Below are 19,463 nucleotides of genomic sequence, written 5' to 3'. Positions count from 1 at the left end.
AGTTAGTAAAAATAAGTGGTACAATAGTTACTATAGATTTGGAGGTATTGTATGAGCAAAGAACTACACATCAACACAATTTTGGCCCAGGCGGGAATCAAGTCAGATAAGGCAACAGGTGCCTTGGTGACTCCACTTCATTTTTCAACCACTTATCAGCATCCAGAGTTTGGCCAGTCTACTGGATTTGACTATACCCGTACTAAAAATCCAACTCGCAGTAAGGCGGAGGAAGTCTTGGCGGCAATCGAATCAGCAGATTATGCCCTAGCGACAAGCTCAGGAATGGCTGCGATTGTACTGGCCTTTAGTGTTTTTCCAGTAGAAAGTAAAGTCTTGGCTGTTCGTGATCTGTATGGGGGTTCTTTCCGTTGGTTCAACCAAGTGGAGCAGGAAGGCCGTTTCCATTTTACCTATGCCAATACAGAAGAAGAGTTGATTGCTGAGTTAGAGAAAGATGTGGATGTTCTCTATATTGAAACACCAACCAATCCCTTGATGTTAGAATTTGATATTGCCAAACTAGCCAAACTAGCTCATGCCAAGGGTGCCAAGGTAGTGGTGGACAATACCTTCTACAGTCCGATTTACCAACGTCCGATTGAAGACGGTGCGGATATCGTTCTTCATTCTGCCACCAAGTACTTAGCAGGGCACAATGATGTCTTAGCTGGGGTGGTTGTGACTAATAGTTTAGAACTATATGAGCAACTGTTCTACAATTTGAATACGACAGGTGCAGTCTTGTCACCGTTTGATAGTTATCAGTTGATTCGTGGTCTTAAAACTCTACCTCTTCGTATGGAACGTTCTACAGCCAATGCCCAAGAAGTGGTTGCTTTTTTGAAGGATTCACCTGCAGTTAAGGAAGTGCTCTATACTGGACGTGGGGGGATGATTTCCTTTAAAGTAGTGGATGAAAAACGTATTCCTCATATTTTAAATAGCCTCAAGGTCTTCTCTTTTGCGGAAAGTTTGGGTGGGGTGGAGAGTCTGATCACCTATCCGACGACTCAAACCCATGCGGATATTCCAGCAGAAGTGCGCCATTCCTATGGCTTGACAGATGACCTCTTGCGCTTGTCAATTGGGATTGAGGATGCCAGAGATTTGATTGCGGACTTGCGCCAAGCTTTGGAAGGATAAGATAGATATGGGAAAATATGATTTTACAAGCCTGCCCAATCGTTTTGGGCACCATACCTATAAATGGAAAGAAGCGGAAGCTGATCGAGAAGTTCTACCAGCTTGGATAGCAGATATGGACTTTGTGGTTTTGCCTGAAGTTCGACAAGCTGTACAAGCCTACGCAGATCAGTTGGTCTATGGCTATACCTATGCTAGTGATGCTTTGATTGAGTCGGTTCAGGACTGGGAAGCCACACAACATGGCTATCACTTTGATAAGGATGCCCTCGTCTTTATCGAGGGTGTGGTACCAGCTATTTCAACAGCCATTCAAGCCTTTACAAAAGAAGGAGAGGCGGTTCTGATTAACACACCGGTCTATCCACCTTTTGCCCGCAGTGTCAAACTCAACAATCGCAGATTGATTACCAATTCTTTGGTGGAAAAGGATGGGCTGTTTGAGATTGACTTTGACCAGTTGGAGAAGCAATTGGTAGAAGAGGATGTGAAGCTTTATATCCTTTGCAATCCCCACAATCCTGGTGGACGTGTTTGGGAAAAGGAAGTGTTAGAAAAGATTGGGCATCTCTGCCAAAAACATGGTGTTTTGTTGGTTTCAGATGAGATTCACCAAGATTTGGCTCTCTTTGGTCACAAACACCAGTCATTCAATACCATTGATCCCGCTTTTAAAGATTTTGCCCTTATCTTGAGTAGTGCCACTAAGACCTTTAATATTGCTGGGACCAAGAATTCCTATGCAATTATTGAAAATCCCAAGCTTAGTGTGGCTTTCCAAAAACGCCAGTTGGCCAATAACCAACATGAAATCTCAGGCTTGGGTTATTTGGCGACAGAAGCTGCCTACCGTTATGGTAAGGACTGGTTAGGAGAACTAAAAGAAGTTATCGAGGACCACATTAACTATGTAGTGGATATTTTGGGCAACGAAACCAAGATTAAGGTCATGAAACCGCAAGGTACCTACTTGATTTGGCTTGATTTTTCAGCCTATGACCTAACGGATGACCGCTTGCAAGAGCTTTTGAAGAATGAAGCCAAGGTTATCTTGAATCGAGGTTTGGACTTTGGAGAGGAGGGAACTCTTCATGCCCGCCTCAATGTGGCTATGCCGAAGTCAGTACTGGAAGAAGTTTGCCAACGCATCGTGACCACTTTTGCTACACTTTAAAAATCCAGCCTTCTAGGAGAAAAGTCTTCCTAGAAGGCTATTTTCATAGGGGAAATTGTGGTATAATGAAAAGATAAGATAAAGGGGTAACTATGGCTAAATTGATTCCGGGAAAGTTGCGCATGGAGGGGGTTACACTCTATGAAACGGGCAACATTGAGATTATCAAGGAAAAAGGGAATCGCCTCTATACTCGTGTGGCGGGAGAAGACTTGCGCTACAGTTTAGAGGATGATCTGGTTTTTTGTGCTTGCGATTTTTACCAAAAGAGAGGTTACTGTGTTCACCTAGCGGCGCTCGAGCATTATCTGAAGAACGACGAAGAAGGCCAGGTGATTTTACAAGCCATAGAAAAAGGACATGAAGAGCAAGAAGAGGTCGAAACCAAGGTTAGTTTTGGCGGTAGTTTTTTGGAGCGTATCCAACCTCAGAAGCGAGAGAAAATCTACACTTTGTCGGCTCTAGGTCAGGTGGAAGCTGGGACCAATCGCCTCCTTTGGACTCTCCGAATCGGTTTAGTTGATAGCCAAAAATATTATGTCATTCGTGACATCCCTCTCTTTTTGAGGGTCTTGGTCCATCGAAAGCCATATATGATTGGAAAGCACTATGAAAATGACTTGTCTTGGGATGCTTTTGATACAGCTAGTCAAGAAGTTCTTACTTTTTTATGTGGCTTGATTGAGGAGGGACTGAGTCAAGAGCTCTTTTTCCCCAATCAAGGTCGTCACCTCTTTTTCCCTCTGACCTTTTTTGAGCAGGGAGTGGAGTTGCTGATGAACTTGGAAGATTTTCATTTTGAGCACCAGATTACTAGTTATGAAAATCTTCTCTTTCATGATTTAGATTCAGAAGCAAACCTTTTCTCTTTTTCCGTGCAGGAGTATCCCGATTATTTTGAGATGGAAATTTCTGAGACTGAGCGAGTCAACGTATTCTATGGGGGAGCGGTTCTCTTTCGTAAGGGGAATCTTTATCTCTTAAACCCTAAACAAATCAGCCTACTAAAGGAAATCAAGGAGCTTCCTCAGGAGGAAAGAGGGAGAAAATGCCTCCAGTTTGACAACAGTGATCGTGACCGCCTAGCCGCCTGTCTGCCTTTGTTTGGACAGCTGGGCACAGTTTCTGCTCCTGAGCGCTTACAAATCAGACCCTTTTCACCAATCTTTTACTTTGATAGGGAGGATGACGGCCGCATCCGCTTGAATATCCAGTTTGACTATGGAGATGTTAAGGTGACTAGTCGTCAACAGCTGGAACAATTACCATTTTCAAGCGACGCCGTCATGGAAAATCAGCTATTTCAAGTCTGTTTAGGGGCTGGTTTTGAGGCTGATTTTCAGTCTTGGAGACAGGCTTTGAAGCCAGAGGCAGTTTATTCTTTCTTTCACCATACGATTCCAGCTTTTGAGAAATTGGGTCAGGTTTTCTTGTCTGATGAGATGAATCAGCTCTACAGCGTCCAAGCTCCCCAGGTTCAGATTGAGTCCAAGGGAGGACTGTTGGAAATTCAATTTGATTTCCAAGGCATTGCCCAAGAAGAGATTGATCAAGCTCTTAAAGCCCTGACCAGCAATCAGGATTTCTATATCAGTTCTTCAGACCAAGTGTACTTTTTTGATGAGGAAACCAAGCAGATTCGTCGAAATTTGCAGGAACTGGGGGTTGAGCTAAAAGATGGTTCTTTTCAAGCGCGAAAATCTCTGGCTTATAGCCTTTCTCAGCTTTTTGAAGGTCGAGATCGGATCTCTTTCTCGGAAGAATTTCAGCATTTAGCTCATGATTTGACTCATCCAGAGGATTTTCCTTTGGGAGATATACGGGTGCAGGCGAGTTTGAGAGACTATCAGGAAAAGGGAGTCCGTTGGCTCCAGATGCTTCATCACTATGGCTTTGGTGGCATCCTGGCAGATGATATGGGACTGGGAAAAACACTGCAAACCATCGCTTTTTTGACCAGTCAGGTGACAGAAGATAGTCGGGTCTTGATTTTGGCTCCGTCAGGTTTGATCTACAATTGGGCAGATGAATTCAGGAAATTTGCCCCACAGTTGGATTTGGCTGTCGTTCATGGTTTGAAAGCGAATCGAGAAGCAATTCTTTCTGAAAATCACCAAATCTATGTGACTAGCTATGCCACCTTTCGTCAAGACAGCGAGCTTTATCAAGAGATGGCTTTTGATTTTCTCTTCTTAGATGAAGCCCAGGTCATGAAAAATGCCCAAACCAAGATTGCTCAGAGTTTGCGCCAGTTTGTGGTGCCGGCAGTTTTTGCTTTGTCAGGTACGCCCATCGAAAATCATTTAGGAGAGTTGTGGTCTATCTTTCAAATTGTGCTACCGGGGCTCTTACCAAGTAAAAAGGAGTTTATGAAATTACCGGCTGACCGAGTCGCGCAGTTTATCAAACCCTTCGTCATGAGGCGTAAGAAAGAAGAAGTTCTTACAGAACTGCCTGATCTGATCGAAGTCGTCTATAAAAATGAACTGGAAGACCAGCAGAAGGCTATCTATCTCGCCCAGTTGCAACAGATGCGAGACCGCCTAGCGCAAGTGACCGATCAAGAATTCCAAAGAAGTCGGGTAGAAATCTTATCTGGTCTCATGCGATTGCGCCAGATCTGCGATACGCCAGCTCTCTTTATGGACGATTACCAGGGAGCTAGTGGTAAACTCGATAGTCTCCGAGATTTATTGCTACAAGTGGCTGATGGTGGGCATCGGGTCTTGATTTTCTCCCAGTTCAAAGGAATGTTAGAAAAAATCGAGCAAGAACTCCCAGACTTGGGCTTGACCTCCTTCAAAATCACAGGTTCAACTCCTGCTCAAGACAGACAGGAGATGACCAAGGCCTTTAACCAAGGGGAGAGAGATGCCTTTCTCATCTCTCTGAAGGCGGGTGGTGTTGGTCTCAATTTAACGGGAGCTGATACGGTTATTTTGGTTGACCTTTGGTGGAATCCCGCTGTCGAAGCCCAGGCTATCGGACGAGCCCACCGAATGGGACAGGAGCAGATGGTCGAGGTCTATCGTTTGATTACCAAGGGGACCATTGAAGAAAAAATCCAAGAACTTCAAGAACAAAAGAAACATTTGGTTTCCCAAGTTTTAGATGGTACGGAGTCGCGTGCGAGTCTCAGTCTGGCAGAAATTCGTGAAATTTTGGGAATTTCTGAAGCCAGCACTTGAAAAATCAAGACAATACGCTATAATGAAGTGTTGAAAGGAAATACAAAATGAAACAAGATCGATTTCCATTGGTGTCAGATGATGAAATCATGCTGACCAAAATGCCAGTCATGGACTTGTACGATGAGTCAGACTTTATTAGCAATATCAAAGGTGATTACCGCGATAAGAACTATTTGGAATGGTCTCCTATCAATGAAGAAGAAACCGTAGTTTCTTCAGTGGTTAATAAGGAGTCAAAACCGAGCTCAGAACCCAAAAAAGTTGAAAAAACCTATGCTGAATTGGCTCGAGAAGAGGCGCGTGCGGACTTGAAAAAGAAACGTTCAGCCAAGTATTTGACTCAGGATGTTAGTCATACTAGACGACACAATGGTTCAACACTTGTTCGTCAAGGAAACCAACCAACAGCACCATTTCAAAAGGAAAATCCAGGTGAGTTTGCCAAATTTAGTAAAAACTTGAGCCAGTCTCACTATATCTTAGCTGAGAATGTTGGCCAAGTGGCGAATCCAACTCCGAAAACCCAAACGGAAAAAGCCAAAAAGAACAACTATGATTTTCTAAAGAAGAGTCAAATCTATAATAAAAAGAATAAGCAAACAGAACAGGAACGTCAGGTTGCCCAAGAGTTGAATCTGACAAGAATTACTGAGTAGGGGAGAAAAGCATGTCAAAAACATATCATTTTATTGGAATCAAGGGATCAGGGATGAGTGCCTTGGCCTTGATGTTGCACCAAATGGGACACAAGGTTCAAGGTTCAGACGTTGAAAAATACTACTTTACTCAACGGGGACTAGAGCAGGCAGGGATTGCCATTCTTCCTTTTGATGAAAAGAACCTACAAGGTGAAGTGGAGATTATCGCAGGAAATGCCTTCCGTCCAGATAACAACGTTGAAATCGCCTATGCAGATCAAAATGGTATCAGCTACAAACGTTACCATGAATTTCTAGGGAGCTTTATGCGTGACTTCGTCAGCATGGGAGTAGCAGGAGCTCATGGGAAAACCTCAACAACAGGTATGTTGTCACACGTCTTGTCTCACATCACAGACACCAGCTTCTTGATTGGTGACGGGACAGGTCGCGGTTCGGAAAATGCCAAATATTTTGTCTTTGAATCAGACGAATATGAGCGTCATTTCATGCCTTACCACCCAGAATACTCTATCATCACCAACATTGACTTTGACCATCCAGACTACTTTACAAGTCTAGAGGATGTTTTCAATGCCTTTAACGACTATGCCAAACAAATTAGTAAAGGTTTGTTTGTTTACGGTGAGGATGCTGAGTTGCGTAAGATCACAGCCAATGCGCCAATCTATTACTATGGGTTTGAAGCTGAGGGCAATGACTTTGTAGCTAGCGATCTTCTTCGTTCTACGACTGGTTCAACATTCACCGTTCATTTCCGTGGTCAAGAGTTGGGTCAATTCCACATTCCAACCTTTGGTCGTCACAATATCATGAATGCAACAGCTGTTATTGGTCTTCTTTACACAGCTGGATTTGATTTGAACTTGGTCCGTGAACACTTGAAAACTTTTGCAGGTGTTAAGCGTCGTTTCACTGAAAAAATTGTCAATGATACAGTGATCATTGATGACTTTGCCCACCATCCAACAGAAATCATTGCGACCTTGGATGCGGCTCGTCAAAAATATCCAAGCAAGGAAATCGTGGCAATCTTCCAACCGCATACCTTTACAAGAACCATTGCCTTGTTGGACGAATTTGCCCATGCATTGAATCAAGCAGACGCCGTCTACCTAGCGCAAATCTATGGATCAGCCCGTGAAGTGGACCATGGTGATGTCAAAGTAGAAGACTTAGCCAATAAAATTAACAAGAAACACCAGGTTATCACTGTTGAAAATGTTTCTCCACTCCTAGACCATGACAATGCTGTTTACGTCTTTATGGGTGCAGGAGACATCCAAACCTATGAATATTCATTTGAACGTCTTTTGTCTAACTTGACAAGCAATGTCCAATAAGGAAAACAGATGGAAATTCCAATCACAATAAGGCAAGCTACCCTATCAGATTTAGAAGAAATATTGGCGATTGAAGAAGCCAATCCTTCGTTAGAAGAGGCATTTAGCCACCAATCCTTAGAAGAGAGTATCCGCAAGACTGCGGGTACCTTTCTTGTAGCTGGGGATGAAAATCAGCTCCTAGGCTATGTTTTGGGAGAAGCTCAGTCTATTCATTCCAAATGGATAGAAGTAAAATCATTGACCATTCATCCTGACTATTGGGGACAGGGACTGGGAACTCTTCTTCTTGCAGCCTTGAAACAGGTGACAGTCGAACTAAATCACCAAGGTATTCTTTTGCAGAGTCCTGATGAACTACTATCATATTTTGAAATGAATGGCTTTGTTGAAGAAGAAGTGACAGAGAGTCATTATGGCAGTGGTTCTGAATGGTATCTGATTTGGGAAAATCCTTTTTATCAGGAGGAAATATGAAAATCAGACAAGCAAGATTTTCGGATTTAGATCGGATTATAGAGATAGAGCTAGAGAATTTTTCCCTTGAGGAAGCCATTCCTCGTTCGGTCTTTGAGGCCCATTTGCAGGAAATTCAGACCAGTTTTCTGGTAGCTGAAAAAGAGGGGCGTATTCTTGGTTATATCGAAGGTCCAGTCGTTCCGCACCGCCATCTACTTGATCAGTCCTTTACAGAAGAAATAAAAGACTATAGCCATCAACCTGGAGGTTATATTTCTGTGACTTGCCTATCTATTGCCAAGGAAGCACAAGCTTTGGGGGTCGGTAAGAGATTGCTGACAGCCCTTAAAGAAGTTGCCTTAGAGCATGAAAGAGAAGGTATCAACCTGACCTGCCATGACTACTTGATTCCCTATTATGAAAAAAACGGTTTTGTTAATGAAGGAGTATCCCAGTCAACCTTTGCAGGTGAGAGCTGGTACGATATGGTATGGCAACCTAAAAAATGAGAATCGCCATTATTGGAAGGCATGATTTGTTGCTTTTCTGCGACTTTTAAGATATAATATTATGGATTGTCAACAAGGAGGTAATGCTTTTGACTGAAAAATCAAGAGAAGAAGAAAAATTAAGCTTTAAAGAGCAGATTCTACGTGATTTAGAAAGAGTAAAAGAACAAGATAGAAGAGAGAAAGAAGTAGAGTTTCCAAATCTGACGGCTTCGTCATCTCAAGCTAGTTCAGCAACTCCTTCAGATCTTGAACCAGAAACATCAACAGAAGAGTTGATGGCGGATTCCCTATCTGTTGTCGATAAAATCCTAAAAAATGCACCAAGTGTTCCTCCACTTTCAAGTGCTAGAACTGATGAAACGGATGACCAAGAAGAGAAAGAGATTAGACAGCCAATCATTGATAAGATTGAAGTTGTAGAATCTGAAGAACCTCTGGTAGAGCCGATTCATCTGGCTGAAGAACCTATAGTGGAACCTGTTCAACCTAAGGTAGAACCAGTTGAGCTTAAACCCGAAGAAAAAGAATTTAACGATACTCCGACTAAGGTTGCCGTAACCTATAAAACAGAAGACAAGAAAGAGGAAATCACCCCAGGAATGCCTGAAAGAGTTGAGCCTGTTTCTACAGAATCTAGCAGTGGATTAGCTGATGCTCCACGTCGTAGTCGTCGTCAAGGTGCAACATCAACTAAGAAAAAGAAAAAATCAAAAGCCAAAGGTTGCCTATTGACCATTCTAGTTCTCCTAGTACTCGTTACAGTTGGTGGTTACTTTGGTTATGGTTACGTGCAAGATTCCTTGAAACCTGTTGATGCGAGCTCTAAGGATTACGTAACGGTTCAAATCCCAGACGGAGCAAACGTTCAAGAAATTGGAAGCACTTTGGAAAAATCTGGTTTGGTTAAACATGGACTGATCTTTAGCCTTTATGCTAAATACTATAGTCATGCCAACTTGAAGTCAGGTTATTATAACTTGAAGAAGAGTATGAGTACGGATGAGTTGATTCAAGAATTGCAAAAAGGTGGGACTCCTGAAGCTCAGGCACCTGTTCTTGCAAACTTGACAATTCCAGAAGGCTATACATTAGAGCAAATCGCTCAAACAGTAGGACAACTTCAAGGTGAATTTAAAGAACCTCTTACTGCGGATGCTTTCTTGGCAAAAGCTCAAGATGAGACCTTTATCTCACAATTAGTAGCCAAGTATCCAAACCTACTTGGAAGTCTTCCAACAAAAGACAGTGGCGTTCGTTATCGTCTTGAAGGCTACCTTTTCCCAGCAACCTATACGATCAAAGACAGCACAACTGTTGAAAGTTTGATTGATGAGATGGTAGCTGCTATGGAGAAGGCTATGTCACCATATTACGCTACGATCAAAGAAAAGAATCTGACAGTTAATGAATTGCTCAGCATTGCTTCTCTTGTCGAAAAAGAAGGTGCTAAGACCGAGGACCGGAAGAAAATCGCAGGTGTCTTCTATAACCGCTTGAATGCTGGTATGCCACTTCAAAGTAATATCGCTATCCTATATGCTCAAGGAAAACTTGGTCAAAAGATTAGTTTAGCAGATGACGCTGGAATTGATACAACGATTGATTCACCATACAATGTTTACACACACCTTGGCCTCATGCCTGGACCGGTTGATAGCCCAAGTTCGGATGCGATTGAAGCAAGTGTAAACCAGACAAAGAGTGAGTACTTGTACTTTGTAGCAAATGTTGAAGACGGTAAAGTATACTTTGCAACAACAAAAGAAGAACATGATCAAAACGTTGCAGAGCATATCAATAGCAAGTTACCTCAAGCAAGTAGTTCAAACTAAAATTATGTGGTTTTCCACATAATTTTGTTTTAAAAAAGTAAATAGAAAAGAAAGTTAAAAAAATGGCAGAAAAAACTTACCCAATGACCCTTGAAGAAAAGGAAAAACTAGAAAAAGAATTAGAGGAGTTGAAACTCGTCCGTCGTCCCGAAGTCGTAGAGCGTATCAAGATTGCTCGTTCCTATGGAGACCTTTCAGAAAATAGTGAGTATGAAGCAGCGAAAGATGAACAAGCTTTTGTTGAAGGACAAATTTCAAGTCTAGAAACAAAGATTCGTTATGCTGAAATTGTTAATAGCGATGCAGTTGCCCAAGATGAGGTAGCAATCGGTAAAACAGTAACAATCCAAGAAGTCGGTGAAGACGAAGAAGAGGTCTACATCATCGTCGGTTCTGCAGGTGCAGATGCTTTTGCTGGTAAAGTCTCAAATGAAAGTCCGATTGGCCGTGCTCTAATTGGCAAGAAGACTGGCGATACTGCAACGATTGAAACACCAGTTGGTAGCTATGATGTCAAAATCTTAAAGGTTGAGAAAACAGCCTAAATAGGATGAAAAAGGAGTAGTGAAGGTTTTGCCTTGCTCAACTCCTTTTTGGTTTTTTGGATAAATAGGAGACTATATGAGTTCAAATAAGAAGAAAAATAAAATGGAGCGTGGTTTAACCAATCGCCATGTTCAGGTGATGGCCATTGCGGGAACAATCGGAACCGGACTTTTCCTAGGTGCTGGTCGCTCTATCAGCCTTACAGGACCTTCTATCATCCTGATTTACATGATTACTGGAGCCTTTATGTTTTTGATGATGAGGGCTGTTGGGGAGATGCTGTATCAAGATCCAGAACAACATACCTTTATCAACTTTATCACCCGTCATTTGGGGAAAGGCTGGGGATATTTCTCAGTTTGGTCTTATTGGTTGTCAGTTGTCTTTATCGGTATGGCAGAAATCACTGCCATCTCAGACTATGTCCGCTTCTGGTTTCCCACATGGCCTAGCTGGATGATTCAGCTTGTCTTTTTAACGATTTTGGCTTTGGTCAATCTGATTGCAGTTAAGCTCTTTGGCGAAGTCGAGTTTTGGTTTGCTATGGTCAAGATTGTGGCGATTTTAGCCATGATTGCCACTGGGGTCTTTATGGTTTTGACAGGCTTTAAAACACCATATGGTGTTGCAAGTTTGGCAAATATCAGCGACCAGTTCTCTCTTTTTCCAAACGGAGTTATGAACTTTGTCATGGCCTTTCAAATGGTATTTTTTGCCTATCTGATGATTGAGTTTATCGGGGTAACAACTTCTGAAACAAAGAACCCTCGTCAGGTCTTGCCCAAAGCTGTTAAGGAAATTCCTCTCAGAATTATCTTCTTCTATGGGGGAGCTCTTATTGCGATTATGGCCATTATTCCTTGGTCTTATCTTAATTCTTCAGATTCTCCATTTGTAACGGTCTTTGAACTGGCGGGGATCAAGTGGGCAGCGGCTCTAATCAACTTTGTTGTCTTGACCTCAGCAGCGTCTGCGCTTAACTCAACTCTCTACTCAACAGGGAGACACTTATATCAGATTGCCCATGATTCGCCCAATCGTTTCTTAAAGGCCATTAAGGTCGATACCCTTTCTCGCCACAATGTTCCACAAAATGCCATCATCGCCTCAGCGATCTTGATTGCTCTGGCTGCCTTTATCAATGTGTTGCCAGGTGTTTCAGATGCCTTTGCTTTGATCACCGCATCCTCATCAGGTGTTTACATCGCGATTTATATCTTGATTATGGTGGCCCATCTCAAATACCGCAAGTCACAAGATTTCATGGCTGATGGCTACCTCATGCCTCAGTATCGCTTGCTTAATCCCCTAACCATTCTCTTTTTTGTCTTTGTTTTCGTGACTCTCTTTTTGCAAGAGTCTACCTTCATGGGGGCAGTTGGTTCTGCCATCTGGATCCTTGTTTTTGGGATTTATAGTCAGTGGAAATTTAGAAAATAAATCATGAACTCATCAACTCTGTTTGGTGAGTTTTTCTAGTTTGACAGTCCATCGAAATAAGACTATAATCAAGCTGTGGTAGTTTATTAGGAGGTTTGGATGCACATTAGATTGGAAAATAAGGAGTCGCATAAAGCGCAGGAAATAGGGGATTTGATTCGTGCTTATAATCGTTCCAAAAGAGAAGAGGCTGAGAGCGAGCCACTGAATCTTTATCTCGAAGACGAAAAGGGCAATCTCATGGCGGGCTTAGTAGCTGAGACTTTCGGAAATTGGCTGGAAATCGAATATTTGTTTGTGAAAGAGGAATTACGGGGACAAGGAATCGGTTCGAAACTATTGCAGCGAGCTGAAAGTGAAGCTAAGAAACGAAACTGTCGTTTTGCTTTTGTCAATACTTACCAGTTTCAAGCGCCAGATTTTTATCTAAGCCATGGCTACAAGGAAGTCTTTATTTTGCAAGACTATCCCTACACAGGGAAAAGATACTATTACCAAAAGAATTTGTGACCTAGACTTCTTTCTTTTGGAGAGGAACTTAGCTAAGTATCAAAAAAGAACGAATACTCTTTATCATGTAAGATGGTAGAGAGTTTTTTGTTAATAAAATCTTACAAAATGACATTTATATATTGCATTGAGTTAGATATATGGTATAATGTTTTTAAAAGAAGCGCAACTTTTTAAAAATGTGAAGGAGGACGCTAGTGGCTAAAAATTTAAAATTAAAATTAGCTCGGGTAGAGCGTGATTTAACACAAGGGGATTTGGCAGAGGCTGTGGGTGTTACTAGGCAGACTATAGGCTTGATTGAAGCTGGGAAATACAATCCTAGTCTCTCCCTTTGCCAGTCCCTTTGCAGATGCTTAGGCAAAACTTTAGACCAACTATTTTGGGAGGAAGAAGATGAAAAATAGATTTTTTTATTATCAATTATTAGACGAAAGAGAAGAACAACTGATTAACAAAGCTGGGACAGAGTCTTTTTATATGTTTATCGGGCTCATTCTGCTAAGCTATCTGGTGGCTGTATTAGCACCTGCTCTTTTTAATCCTAATATTCTTCTGGTTACCCTTCTTTTAGGAATTTTCTTCTTTTTCAATCGTGCACGACAACTTGGAGTGACCTACTATAGTCGTTTTCATTTTACGATTGGAGGGTGTTTGCTGGTGACTCTCGCTATTACGACTCTCTTGATGTTGGAGAATTATCAATTCAATATCGAAATTTATCAGCACAATCCTCTGAACGTTAAATATTTGTCTACTTGGGTCATTACTTATCTGATTTACCTTCCTTGGGTTTTTATCGGCAATCTCGGCCTTAAAAGTTATGGCGAATGGGCTCAAAAAAAGTTTGAGCAAGATATGGATGAACTTGAGAATGGAGAATAGCTTGTTAGCTTTTTATCAATCTTGGTAAAATGTGTTATAATAGTACTAATTTATCGGATGGTGTGAAAGTGGTAGAATACGTTCATACCTTTGTAAAGTAGGAAGAAGGAAAACAGATGTATCCAGATGATAGTTTGACATTGCACACGGACTTGTACCAGATTAACATGATGCAAGTTTACTTTGACCAAGGGATTCACAATAAGAAGGCGGTTTTTGAGGTTTACTTCCGCCAGCAACCGTTTAATAACGGCTATGCGGTTTTTGCTGGTTTGGAAAGAATTGTACATTATCTTGAAGACTTGCGCTTTTCAGATAGCGATATTGACTACTTGGAGTCGCTTGGCTATCATGGGGCGTTCTTAGACTACCTCCGCGATCTCAAGTTGGAGTTGACGGTCCGTTCTGCCCAAGAAGGGGACTTGGTTTTTGCTAATGAGCCGATTGTGCAGGTGGAAGGTCCTCTAGCCCAATGTCAATTGGTCGAAACGGCTCTCTTGAACATTGTTAACTTTCAAACCTTGATAGCGACCAAGGCAGCACGTATTCGTTCAGTCATTGAAGATGAGCCCTTGATGGAATTCGGAACACGTCGTGCGCAAGAAATGGATGCAGCTATCTGGGGAACACGCGCAGCCGTGATTGGTGGAGCCAACGGAACTAGCAACGTGCGAGCAGGGAAACTCTTTGGAATTCCAGTCTTGGGTACTCATGCTCATGCCTTGGTACAGGTTTATGGAAACGACTATGAAGCCTTCAAGGCCTATGCATCAACCCATCGTGACTGTGTCTTTCTAGTAGATACATATGATACGCTTCGCATCGGTGTGCCAGCTGCCATTCAAGTTGCTCGTGAACTGGGAGACAAGATCAATTTTAAAGGCGTTCGTATTGACTCAGGGGATATAGCCTATATCTCCAAGAAAGTTCGACAACAGTTGGATGAGGCTGGATACCCAGATGCCAAAATTTACGCTTCCAATGACCTAGATGAAAATACCATCCTTAACCTCAAAATGCAACACGCTAAGATTGACGTTTGGGGGGTGGGTACCAAGCTGATTACAGCCTATGATCAGCCAGCTCTTGGGGCAGTTTATAAGATTGTGTCTATCGAAGATGAAACTGGTCAGATGCGCAATACCATCAAGCTTTCAAGTAATGCTGAAAAAGTATCGACCCCAGGTAAGAAGCAGGTATGGCGCATTACCAGCCGTGAAAAAGGCAAGTCAGAAGGTGACTACATTACTTATGATGGTGTGGATGTGAGCGGCATGACTGAAATCAAGATGTTCCATCCAACTTATACCTACATCAAAAAGACCGTTCGTAATTTTGATGCCGTTCCTCTCTTGGTGGATATCTTTAAAAAAGGAACATTAGTTTACAACTTGCCTAGTTTGACTGACATTCAAGCCTATGCTCGTAAGGAATTCGACAAGCTATGGGATGAATACAAGCGCGTGCTCAATCCGCAACATTACCCAGTAGATTTGGCGCGTGATATTTGGCAAGATAAGATGGACTTGATTGACAAGATGCGCAAGGAAGCCCTTGGCGAAGGAGAAGAAGAATGAGTTTGCAAGAGACCATCATCCAGCAACTAGGTGTCAAGCCAGTGATTGACGCCCAGGAAGAAATCCGTCGTTCCATTGACTTCTTAAAGAGATACTTGAAAAAACACCCCTTCCTTAAAACCTTTGTACTAGGGATTTCTGGGGGTCAGGACTCAACCTTGGCAGGGCGTTTGGCACAATTAGCGATGGAAGAAATGCGAGCAGAGACAGGAGATGACAGCTACCAATTTATCGCTGTCCGCCTGCCATATGGCGTGCAAGCTGATGAAGCAGATGCTCAAAAAGCTCTTGCTTTCATCCAGCCAGATGTTAGCTTGGTTGTGAATATCAAGGAATCAGCTGATGCCATGGCAGCTGCAGTTGAAGCGACAGGAAGTCCTGTTTCAGACTTTAATAAGGGAAATATCAAGGCTCGTAGCCGTATGATTGCTCAATATGCCCTTGCGGGTGCCCATAGCGGAGCGGTCATTGGAACAGATCATGCTGCGGAAAATATCACAGGCTTTTTTACCAAGTTTGGTGACGGTGGTGCGGATATTCTCCCTCTTTACCGCCTCAATAAACGTCAAGGAAAACAAATCTTGAAGGAACTTGGTGCAGACCCAGCCCTCTATGAAAAAATCCCAACAGCAGACCTAGAAGAAGACAAACCTGGACTTGCTGACGAAATAGCCCTCGGAGTCACTTATAATGAAATTGATGACTACCTTGAAGGCAAAACAATCAGTCCAGAAGCCCAAGCGACTATTGAAAACTGGTGGCACAAAGGCCAACACAAACGCCACCTACCAATCACCGTCTTTGATGACTTTTGGGAGTAAAAAGGTCCGGGGGACCTTTTTAGCTTCTTGCCTAGAAACTGGGAAGCAAGAATAACCTCCAGTGGAGGTTTTTAGCCTCTCACCTTGAAATAAAAAAGTGAGAGTTAGTCCTGTGGACCTTTTTACCCTGAGCCTAGAAATGAGAAAGCGAGGAAGGTCCGGGAGACCTTTTTAGCTTGAGCCTTAAGCTTAGAAAGCGAGGTAACATTATGAAAGCAATCGGTACGCAAATGTTAGAGACGGAACGTTTAATCTTGAGAAGATTTGTGGAGAGTGATGCGGAAGCCATGTTTCAAAATTGGGCTTCGTCTGCTGAGAATCTAATCTATGTCTCTTGGGATCCTCATCCTGATGTTGAGGTGACTCGGAACTCGATTCGAAATTGGGTTGCCTCCTATGCCAATCCCAACTATTATAAATGGGCCATTTGTCTCAAAGAGAACCCAGAGCATGTGATAGGAGATATCAGCATCATTGAAATGCACGAGGAAGATTTAAGTTGTGAAATTGGGTATGTTTTAGGAAAAAGCTTTTGGGGCCGAGGTATGATGACAGAGACCTTGAAAGCTGTGTTAGATTTTTGTTTTACTCAAGCAGGCTTTCAAAAAGTCAGAGCACGATATGCCAGTCTTAACCCAGCTTCAGGCCGTGTGATGGAAAAAGCGGGAATGTCTTATCTAAAAACCATTGCCAATGGTGTGGAGAGAAAAGACTACGTTGCGGACCTTATTTATTACCAGATAAGTAGGGAAGACAGGTGATTCTCTTTTCTGTTTCTACCAAAGTCAGACCTTGTCTGGCTTTTTTGTGCCAGATTTCTAAATAAACTGATTAAATTCCTATTTTTCCCTATCATTGTCCCTGTTTTTTCTGGAGTTTTGGGGATATAATAGACCTATCAAATCAAAGAATGGAGGAAGGCAATGGACAATGTAATCTTTTTTATTAGTGTTTTTCTTGCTGGAATTCTTTCCTTCTTTTCTCCTTGTATTTTACCCTTGTTGCCCGTCTATGCAGGGGTTTTACTTGATGACAAAGATGGTACTCAGGCTTACAGCGGAAAATTTTCAATCTCAGTTGTTAGTCTATTGCGAACTCTGGCCTTTATAGCGGGGGTTTCTTTTATCTTTATCTTACTGGGCTATGGAGCTGGTTTTTTAGGCAATTTGCTGTATGCTTCGTGGTTTCAGTATGTGACGGGTGCGGTTATCATTCTCTTGGGCTTGCACCAGATGGAAGTCTTACATTTGCAGGGGCTCTACAAGGAAAGAAGGCTACAATTAAAGAGACAAGGGCAAAAGGGTAACGGCTATAGTCAGGCATTTTTACTGGGGTTAACCTTTAGTTTTGCTTGGACGCCGTGTGTGGGGCCAGTTCTGGGGTCTGTTTTGGCTTTGGCGGCTTCAGGTGGTTCAGGAGCTTGGCAGGGAGCTGGTCTCATGTTGGTTTACACGCTGGGTTTGGCGCTACCATTTTTGGTTCTAGCTCTCGCCTCCAGCTATGTTTTGAAACATTTCCGAAAACTCCATCCTTACCTCGGAATCCTCAAAAAAGTGGGTGGTTTCCTCATTATCGTGATGGGAATCTTGGTGCTTTTGGGAAATGCTTCCATTTTGACTACATTATTTGAATAGAGAGGAAAAAGAAATGAAAAAATGGCAAACATGTCTCCTTGGAGTAGGCTCAATCTGTTGCTTGGCAGCCTGTTCGGCTAAAAACATGGCAGACGAGTCTACTATGAAGGAGCAAACCAAAACACAACAAGTCAGCTCGCAAACTGCGACTAAAGGTCAGGAAGTCGCTGATTTTGAACTGACAGGTGTAGATGGCAAGACATATCGTTTGTCTGATTACAAGGGCAAGAAAGTCTATCTTAAATTCTGGGCTTCTTGGTGTTCCATCTGTCTAGCCAGTCTTCCGGATACGGATGAAATTGCTAAAGAGGCTGGTGATGACTATGTGGTCTTGACAGTGGTGTCTCCTGGCCACAAGGGGGAGCAATCTGAAGCGGACTTTAAGAACTGGTATAAGGGCTTGGATTATAAAAATTTTCCGGTTTTAATTGATCCGTCAGGAAAACTTTTGGAAAGTTATGGTGTTCGTTCTTACCCGACTCAAGCCTTTATAGACAAGGAAGGCAAGCTGATCAAAACGCAACCAGGTTTTATGGATAAGGATATGATTTTAAAAGAATTGAAAGAAATGGGGTAGAGAAAGGCTATGAATGATAAAGTAAAACTTTTTGTCTTGGCAGGGGTCATTCTCCTAGTCCTAACCGGTTTTTATTTTCTATTGACGCGAAATGCAGGGCAGACAGATAGCTCGCAAATTGAGAAAGCATCCGTTAGCCAAGGAGGAAAAACAGTGAAAAAAACAGAAGTGAGTAAAGACGCAGACTTGCACGAAATTTATCTAGCTGGGGGATGTTTCTGGGGAGTGGAGGAATACTTCTCACGCGTGCCTGGAGTGACAGATGCCGTTTCTGGCTATGCAAACGGTAGAGGGGAAACAACCAAGTACGAATTGATCAATCAAACAGGACATGCAGAGACTGTCCATGTCACCTATGATGCCAAGCAAATTTCCCTCAAGGAAATTCTGCTTCATTACTTCCGCATTATCAATCCAACCAGCAAAAATAAACAAGGAAATGATGTGGGGACCCAGTATCGTACTGGCGTATATTACACAGATGACAAGGATTTGGAGGTAATCAACCAAGTCTTTGATGAAGTTGCTAAGAAATATGACCAACCTCTGGCAGTTGAAAAGGAAAACTTGAAGAATTTTGTGGTGGCTGAGGATTATCACCAAGACTACCTCAAGAAAAATCCAAATGGCTACTGTCATATCAATGTCAATCAAGCTGCCTATCCCGTCATTGATGCCAGCAAATATCCTAAACCAAGCGATGAAGAATTGAAAAAGACCTTGTCACCTGAGGAGTATGCAGTTACCCAGAAAAATCAAACAGAACGAGCTTTTTCAAACCGCTACTGGGATAAATTCGAATCTGGTATCTATGTGGATGTGGCAACTGGCGAACCCCTCTTTTCATCAAAAGACAAGTTTGAGTCTGGTTGTGGCTGGCCTAGTTTCACCCAACCAATTAGTCCAGATGTTGTCACTTACAAGGAAGATAAGTCCTACAATATGACGCGCATGGAAGTGAGAAGCCGAGTTGGAGATTCTCACCTTGGACATGTCTTTACAGATGGGCCTCAGGACAAGGGGGGCTTACGCTACTGTATCAATAGTCTCTCTATCCGCTTTATTCCCAAAGACCAAATGGCAGAAAAAGGTTATGCCTATTTACTAGATTATGTCGATTAAGAAGTCTTTCCTAAGCAGTTAGAGGAGAATTTTGC

Annotated in this window: 19 protein-coding genes; all 19 read left to right on the top strand. The window is 42.5% G+C overall.

Features of this window, described 5'->3' with window-relative positions; translation table 11 throughout:
* The first annotated feature begins 51 nt into the window (after positions 1-51).
* The 19 genes from B7721_RS08830 to msrB all read left to right on the top strand — a co-directional run bounded on the left by B7721_RS08830 (position 52) and on the right by msrB (position 19,428).
* Positions 52-1,146, top strand: coding sequence for a cystathionine gamma-synthase (locus B7721_RS08830; protein WP_084878664.1), 1,095 nt, complete (start codon positions 52-54; stop codon positions 1,144-1,146).
* A 7-nt stretch (positions 1,147-1,153) separates the two neighbouring features.
* A complete protein-coding gene (locus B7721_RS08825; protein WP_084878663.1) occupies positions 1,154-2,320 on the top strand; it encodes a MalY/PatB family protein in 1,167 nt (388 codons plus the stop codon).
* Positions 2,321-2,412: 92 nt separating this feature from the next.
* The gene (locus B7721_RS08820; protein WP_084878662.1) at positions 2,413-5,508 is read left to right on the top strand and encodes a DEAD/DEAH box helicase; all 3,096 of its coding nucleotides are present in this window, start codon (positions 2,413-2,415) and stop codon (positions 5,506-5,508) included.
* A 47-nt stretch (positions 5,509-5,555) separates the two neighbouring features.
* Positions 5,556-6,167, top strand: coding sequence for a hypothetical protein (locus B7721_RS08815; protein ID WP_049477479.1), 612 nt, complete (start codon positions 5,556-5,558; stop codon positions 6,165-6,167).
* 11 nt (positions 6,168-6,178) lie between these two features.
* The gene (gene murC / locus B7721_RS08810; RefSeq protein ID WP_084878661.1) at positions 6,179-7,513 is read left to right on the top strand and encodes a UDP-N-acetylmuramate--L-alanine ligase; all 1,335 of its coding nucleotides are present in this window, start codon (positions 6,179-6,181) and stop codon (positions 7,511-7,513) included.
* A 9-nt stretch (positions 7,514-7,522) separates the two neighbouring features.
* A complete protein-coding gene (locus tag B7721_RS08805; protein WP_084878660.1) occupies positions 7,523-7,990 on the top strand; it encodes a GNAT family N-acetyltransferase in 468 nt (155 codons plus the stop codon).
* Positions 7,987-8,481, top strand: a complete 495-nt coding sequence (locus B7721_RS08800; protein ID WP_084878659.1) for a GNAT family N-acetyltransferase — start codon at positions 7,987-7,989, stop codon at positions 8,479-8,481. The genes B7721_RS08805 and B7721_RS08800 overlap by 4 nt, the downstream gene beginning before the upstream one ends.
* A gap of 83 nt (positions 8,482-8,564) precedes the next feature.
* On the top strand, positions 8,565-10,316 hold the full coding sequence (mltG, locus tag B7721_RS08795; protein ID WP_084878658.1) for an endolytic transglycosylase MltG: 1,752 nt from the start codon (positions 8,565-8,567) through the stop codon (positions 10,314-10,316).
* Between the two features lie 62 nt (positions 10,317-10,378).
* A complete protein-coding gene (greA, locus tag B7721_RS08790) occupies positions 10,379-10,861 on the top strand; it encodes a transcription elongation factor GreA (protein ID WP_000818765.1) in 483 nt (160 codons plus the stop codon).
* A gap of 76 nt (positions 10,862-10,937) precedes the next feature.
* Positions 10,938-12,302: an amino acid permease gene (locus tag B7721_RS08785; protein WP_162283488.1), complete on the top strand. Its 1,365-nt coding sequence runs from the start codon at positions 10,938-10,940 to the stop codon at positions 12,300-12,302.
* Positions 12,303-12,401: 99 nt separating this feature from the next.
* Complete coding sequence (locus tag B7721_RS08780; RefSeq protein WP_084878657.1) at positions 12,402-12,812, top strand: GNAT family N-acetyltransferase; 411 nt, start codon at positions 12,402-12,404, stop codon at positions 12,810-12,812.
* A gap of 197 nt (positions 12,813-13,009) precedes the next feature.
* Positions 13,010-13,219 carry a helix-turn-helix transcriptional regulator gene (locus tag B7721_RS08775; protein ID WP_084878656.1) on the top strand — a complete coding sequence of 70 codons (210 nt, stop codon included), beginning with the start codon at positions 13,010-13,012 and terminating at the stop codon, positions 13,217-13,219.
* On the top strand, positions 13,209-13,697 hold the full coding sequence (locus tag B7721_RS08770; RefSeq protein ID WP_084878655.1) for a DUF6773 family protein: 489 nt from the start codon (positions 13,209-13,211) through the stop codon (positions 13,695-13,697). The genes B7721_RS08775 and B7721_RS08770 overlap by 11 nt, the downstream gene beginning before the upstream one ends.
* Positions 13,698-13,813: 116 nt before the next feature.
* Positions 13,814-15,274, top strand: a complete 1,461-nt coding sequence (locus B7721_RS08765; protein ID WP_084878654.1) for a nicotinate phosphoribosyltransferase — start codon at positions 13,814-13,816, stop codon at positions 15,272-15,274.
* Complete coding sequence (gene nadE / locus B7721_RS08760; protein ID WP_084878653.1) at positions 15,271-16,095, top strand: ammonia-dependent NAD(+) synthetase; 825 nt, start codon at positions 15,271-15,273, stop codon at positions 16,093-16,095. Before B7721_RS08765 ends, nadE begins: the two co-directional genes overlap by 4 nt.
* 209 nt (positions 16,096-16,304) lie before the next feature.
* On the top strand, positions 16,305-16,856 hold the full coding sequence (locus tag B7721_RS08755; protein ID WP_084878652.1) for a GNAT family N-acetyltransferase: 552 nt from the start codon (positions 16,305-16,307) through the stop codon (positions 16,854-16,856).
* Between the two features lie 162 nt (positions 16,857-17,018).
* Entirely contained in the window at positions 17,019-17,729 is a 711-nt protein-coding gene (gene ccdA2, locus B7721_RS08750; RefSeq protein ID WP_084878651.1) for a thiol-disulfide oxidoreductase-associated membrane protein CcdA2, read from the top strand.
* 13 nt (positions 17,730-17,742) lie between these two features.
* A complete protein-coding gene (locus tag B7721_RS08745; protein WP_084878650.1) occupies positions 17,743-18,306 on the top strand; it encodes a redoxin family protein in 564 nt (187 codons plus the stop codon).
* Positions 18,307-18,315: 9 nt separating this feature from the next.
* Complete coding sequence (msrB, locus tag B7721_RS08740; protein WP_084878649.1) at positions 18,316-19,428, top strand: peptide-methionine (R)-S-oxide reductase MsrB; 1,113 nt, start codon at positions 18,316-18,318, stop codon at positions 19,426-19,428.
* Positions 19,429-19,463 lie beyond the last annotated feature (35 nt).

The organism is Streptococcus oralis subsp. oralis (assembly GCF_002096445.1).
In the GTDB taxonomy this organism is placed as follows: domain Bacteria; phylum Bacillota; class Bacilli; order Lactobacillales; family Streptococcaceae; genus Streptococcus; species Streptococcus oralis_N.
This window is presented reverse-complemented; position numbering and strand designations above follow the sequence as displayed.

What these genes read in the sequence shown, in the direction of transcription:
- B7721_RS08770 (WP_084878655.1), top strand. Translation starts at nt 13,209, where the DNA reads ATGAAAAATAGATTTTTTTATTATCAATTATTAGACGAAAGAGAAGAA.
- ccdA2 (WP_084878651.1), top strand. Translation starts at nt 17,019, where the DNA reads ATGGACAATGTAATCTTTTTTATTAGTGTTTTTCTTGCTGGAATTCTT.
- B7721_RS08755 (WP_084878652.1), top strand. Translation starts at nt 16,305, where the DNA reads ATGAAAGCAATCGGTACGCAAATGTTAGAGACGGAACGTTTAATCTTG.
- B7721_RS08785 (WP_162283488.1), top strand. Translation starts at nt 10,938, where the DNA reads ATGAGTTCAAATAAGAAGAAAAATAAAATGGAGCGTGGTTTAACCAAT.
- B7721_RS08825 (WP_084878663.1), top strand. Translation starts at nt 1,154, where the DNA reads ATGGGAAAATATGATTTTACAAGCCTGCCCAATCGTTTTGGGCACCAT.
- mltG (WP_084878658.1), top strand. Translation starts at nt 8,565, where the DNA reads ATGCTTTTGACTGAAAAATCAAGAGAAGAAGAAAAATTAAGCTTTAAA.
- msrB (WP_084878649.1), top strand. Translation starts at nt 18,316, where the DNA reads ATGAATGATAAAGTAAAACTTTTTGTCTTGGCAGGGGTCATTCTCCTA.
- B7721_RS08830 (WP_084878664.1), top strand. Translation starts at nt 52, where the DNA reads ATGAGCAAAGAACTACACATCAACACAATTTTGGCCCAGGCGGGAATC.
- B7721_RS08800 (WP_084878659.1), top strand. Translation starts at nt 7,987, where the DNA reads ATGAAAATCAGACAAGCAAGATTTTCGGATTTAGATCGGATTATAGAG.
- B7721_RS08805 (WP_084878660.1), top strand. Translation starts at nt 7,523, where the DNA reads ATGGAAATTCCAATCACAATAAGGCAAGCTACCCTATCAGATTTAGAA.
- B7721_RS08765 (WP_084878654.1), top strand. Translation starts at nt 13,814, where the DNA reads ATGTATCCAGATGATAGTTTGACATTGCACACGGACTTGTACCAGATT.
- murC (WP_084878661.1), top strand. Translation starts at nt 6,179, where the DNA reads ATGTCAAAAACATATCATTTTATTGGAATCAAGGGATCAGGGATGAGT.
- B7721_RS08745 (WP_084878650.1), top strand. Translation starts at nt 17,743, where the DNA reads ATGAAAAAATGGCAAACATGTCTCCTTGGAGTAGGCTCAATCTGTTGC.
- B7721_RS08820 (WP_084878662.1), top strand. Translation starts at nt 2,413, where the DNA reads ATGGCTAAATTGATTCCGGGAAAGTTGCGCATGGAGGGGGTTACACTC.
- nadE (WP_084878653.1), top strand. Translation starts at nt 15,271, where the DNA reads ATGAGTTTGCAAGAGACCATCATCCAGCAACTAGGTGTCAAGCCAGTG.
- B7721_RS08815 (WP_049477479.1), top strand. Translation starts at nt 5,556, where the DNA reads ATGAAACAAGATCGATTTCCATTGGTGTCAGATGATGAAATCATGCTG.
- greA (WP_000818765.1), top strand. Translation starts at nt 10,379, where the DNA reads ATGGCAGAAAAAACTTACCCAATGACCCTTGAAGAAAAGGAAAAACTA.
- B7721_RS08780 (WP_084878657.1), top strand. Translation starts at nt 12,402, where the DNA reads ATGCACATTAGATTGGAAAATAAGGAGTCGCATAAAGCGCAGGAAATA.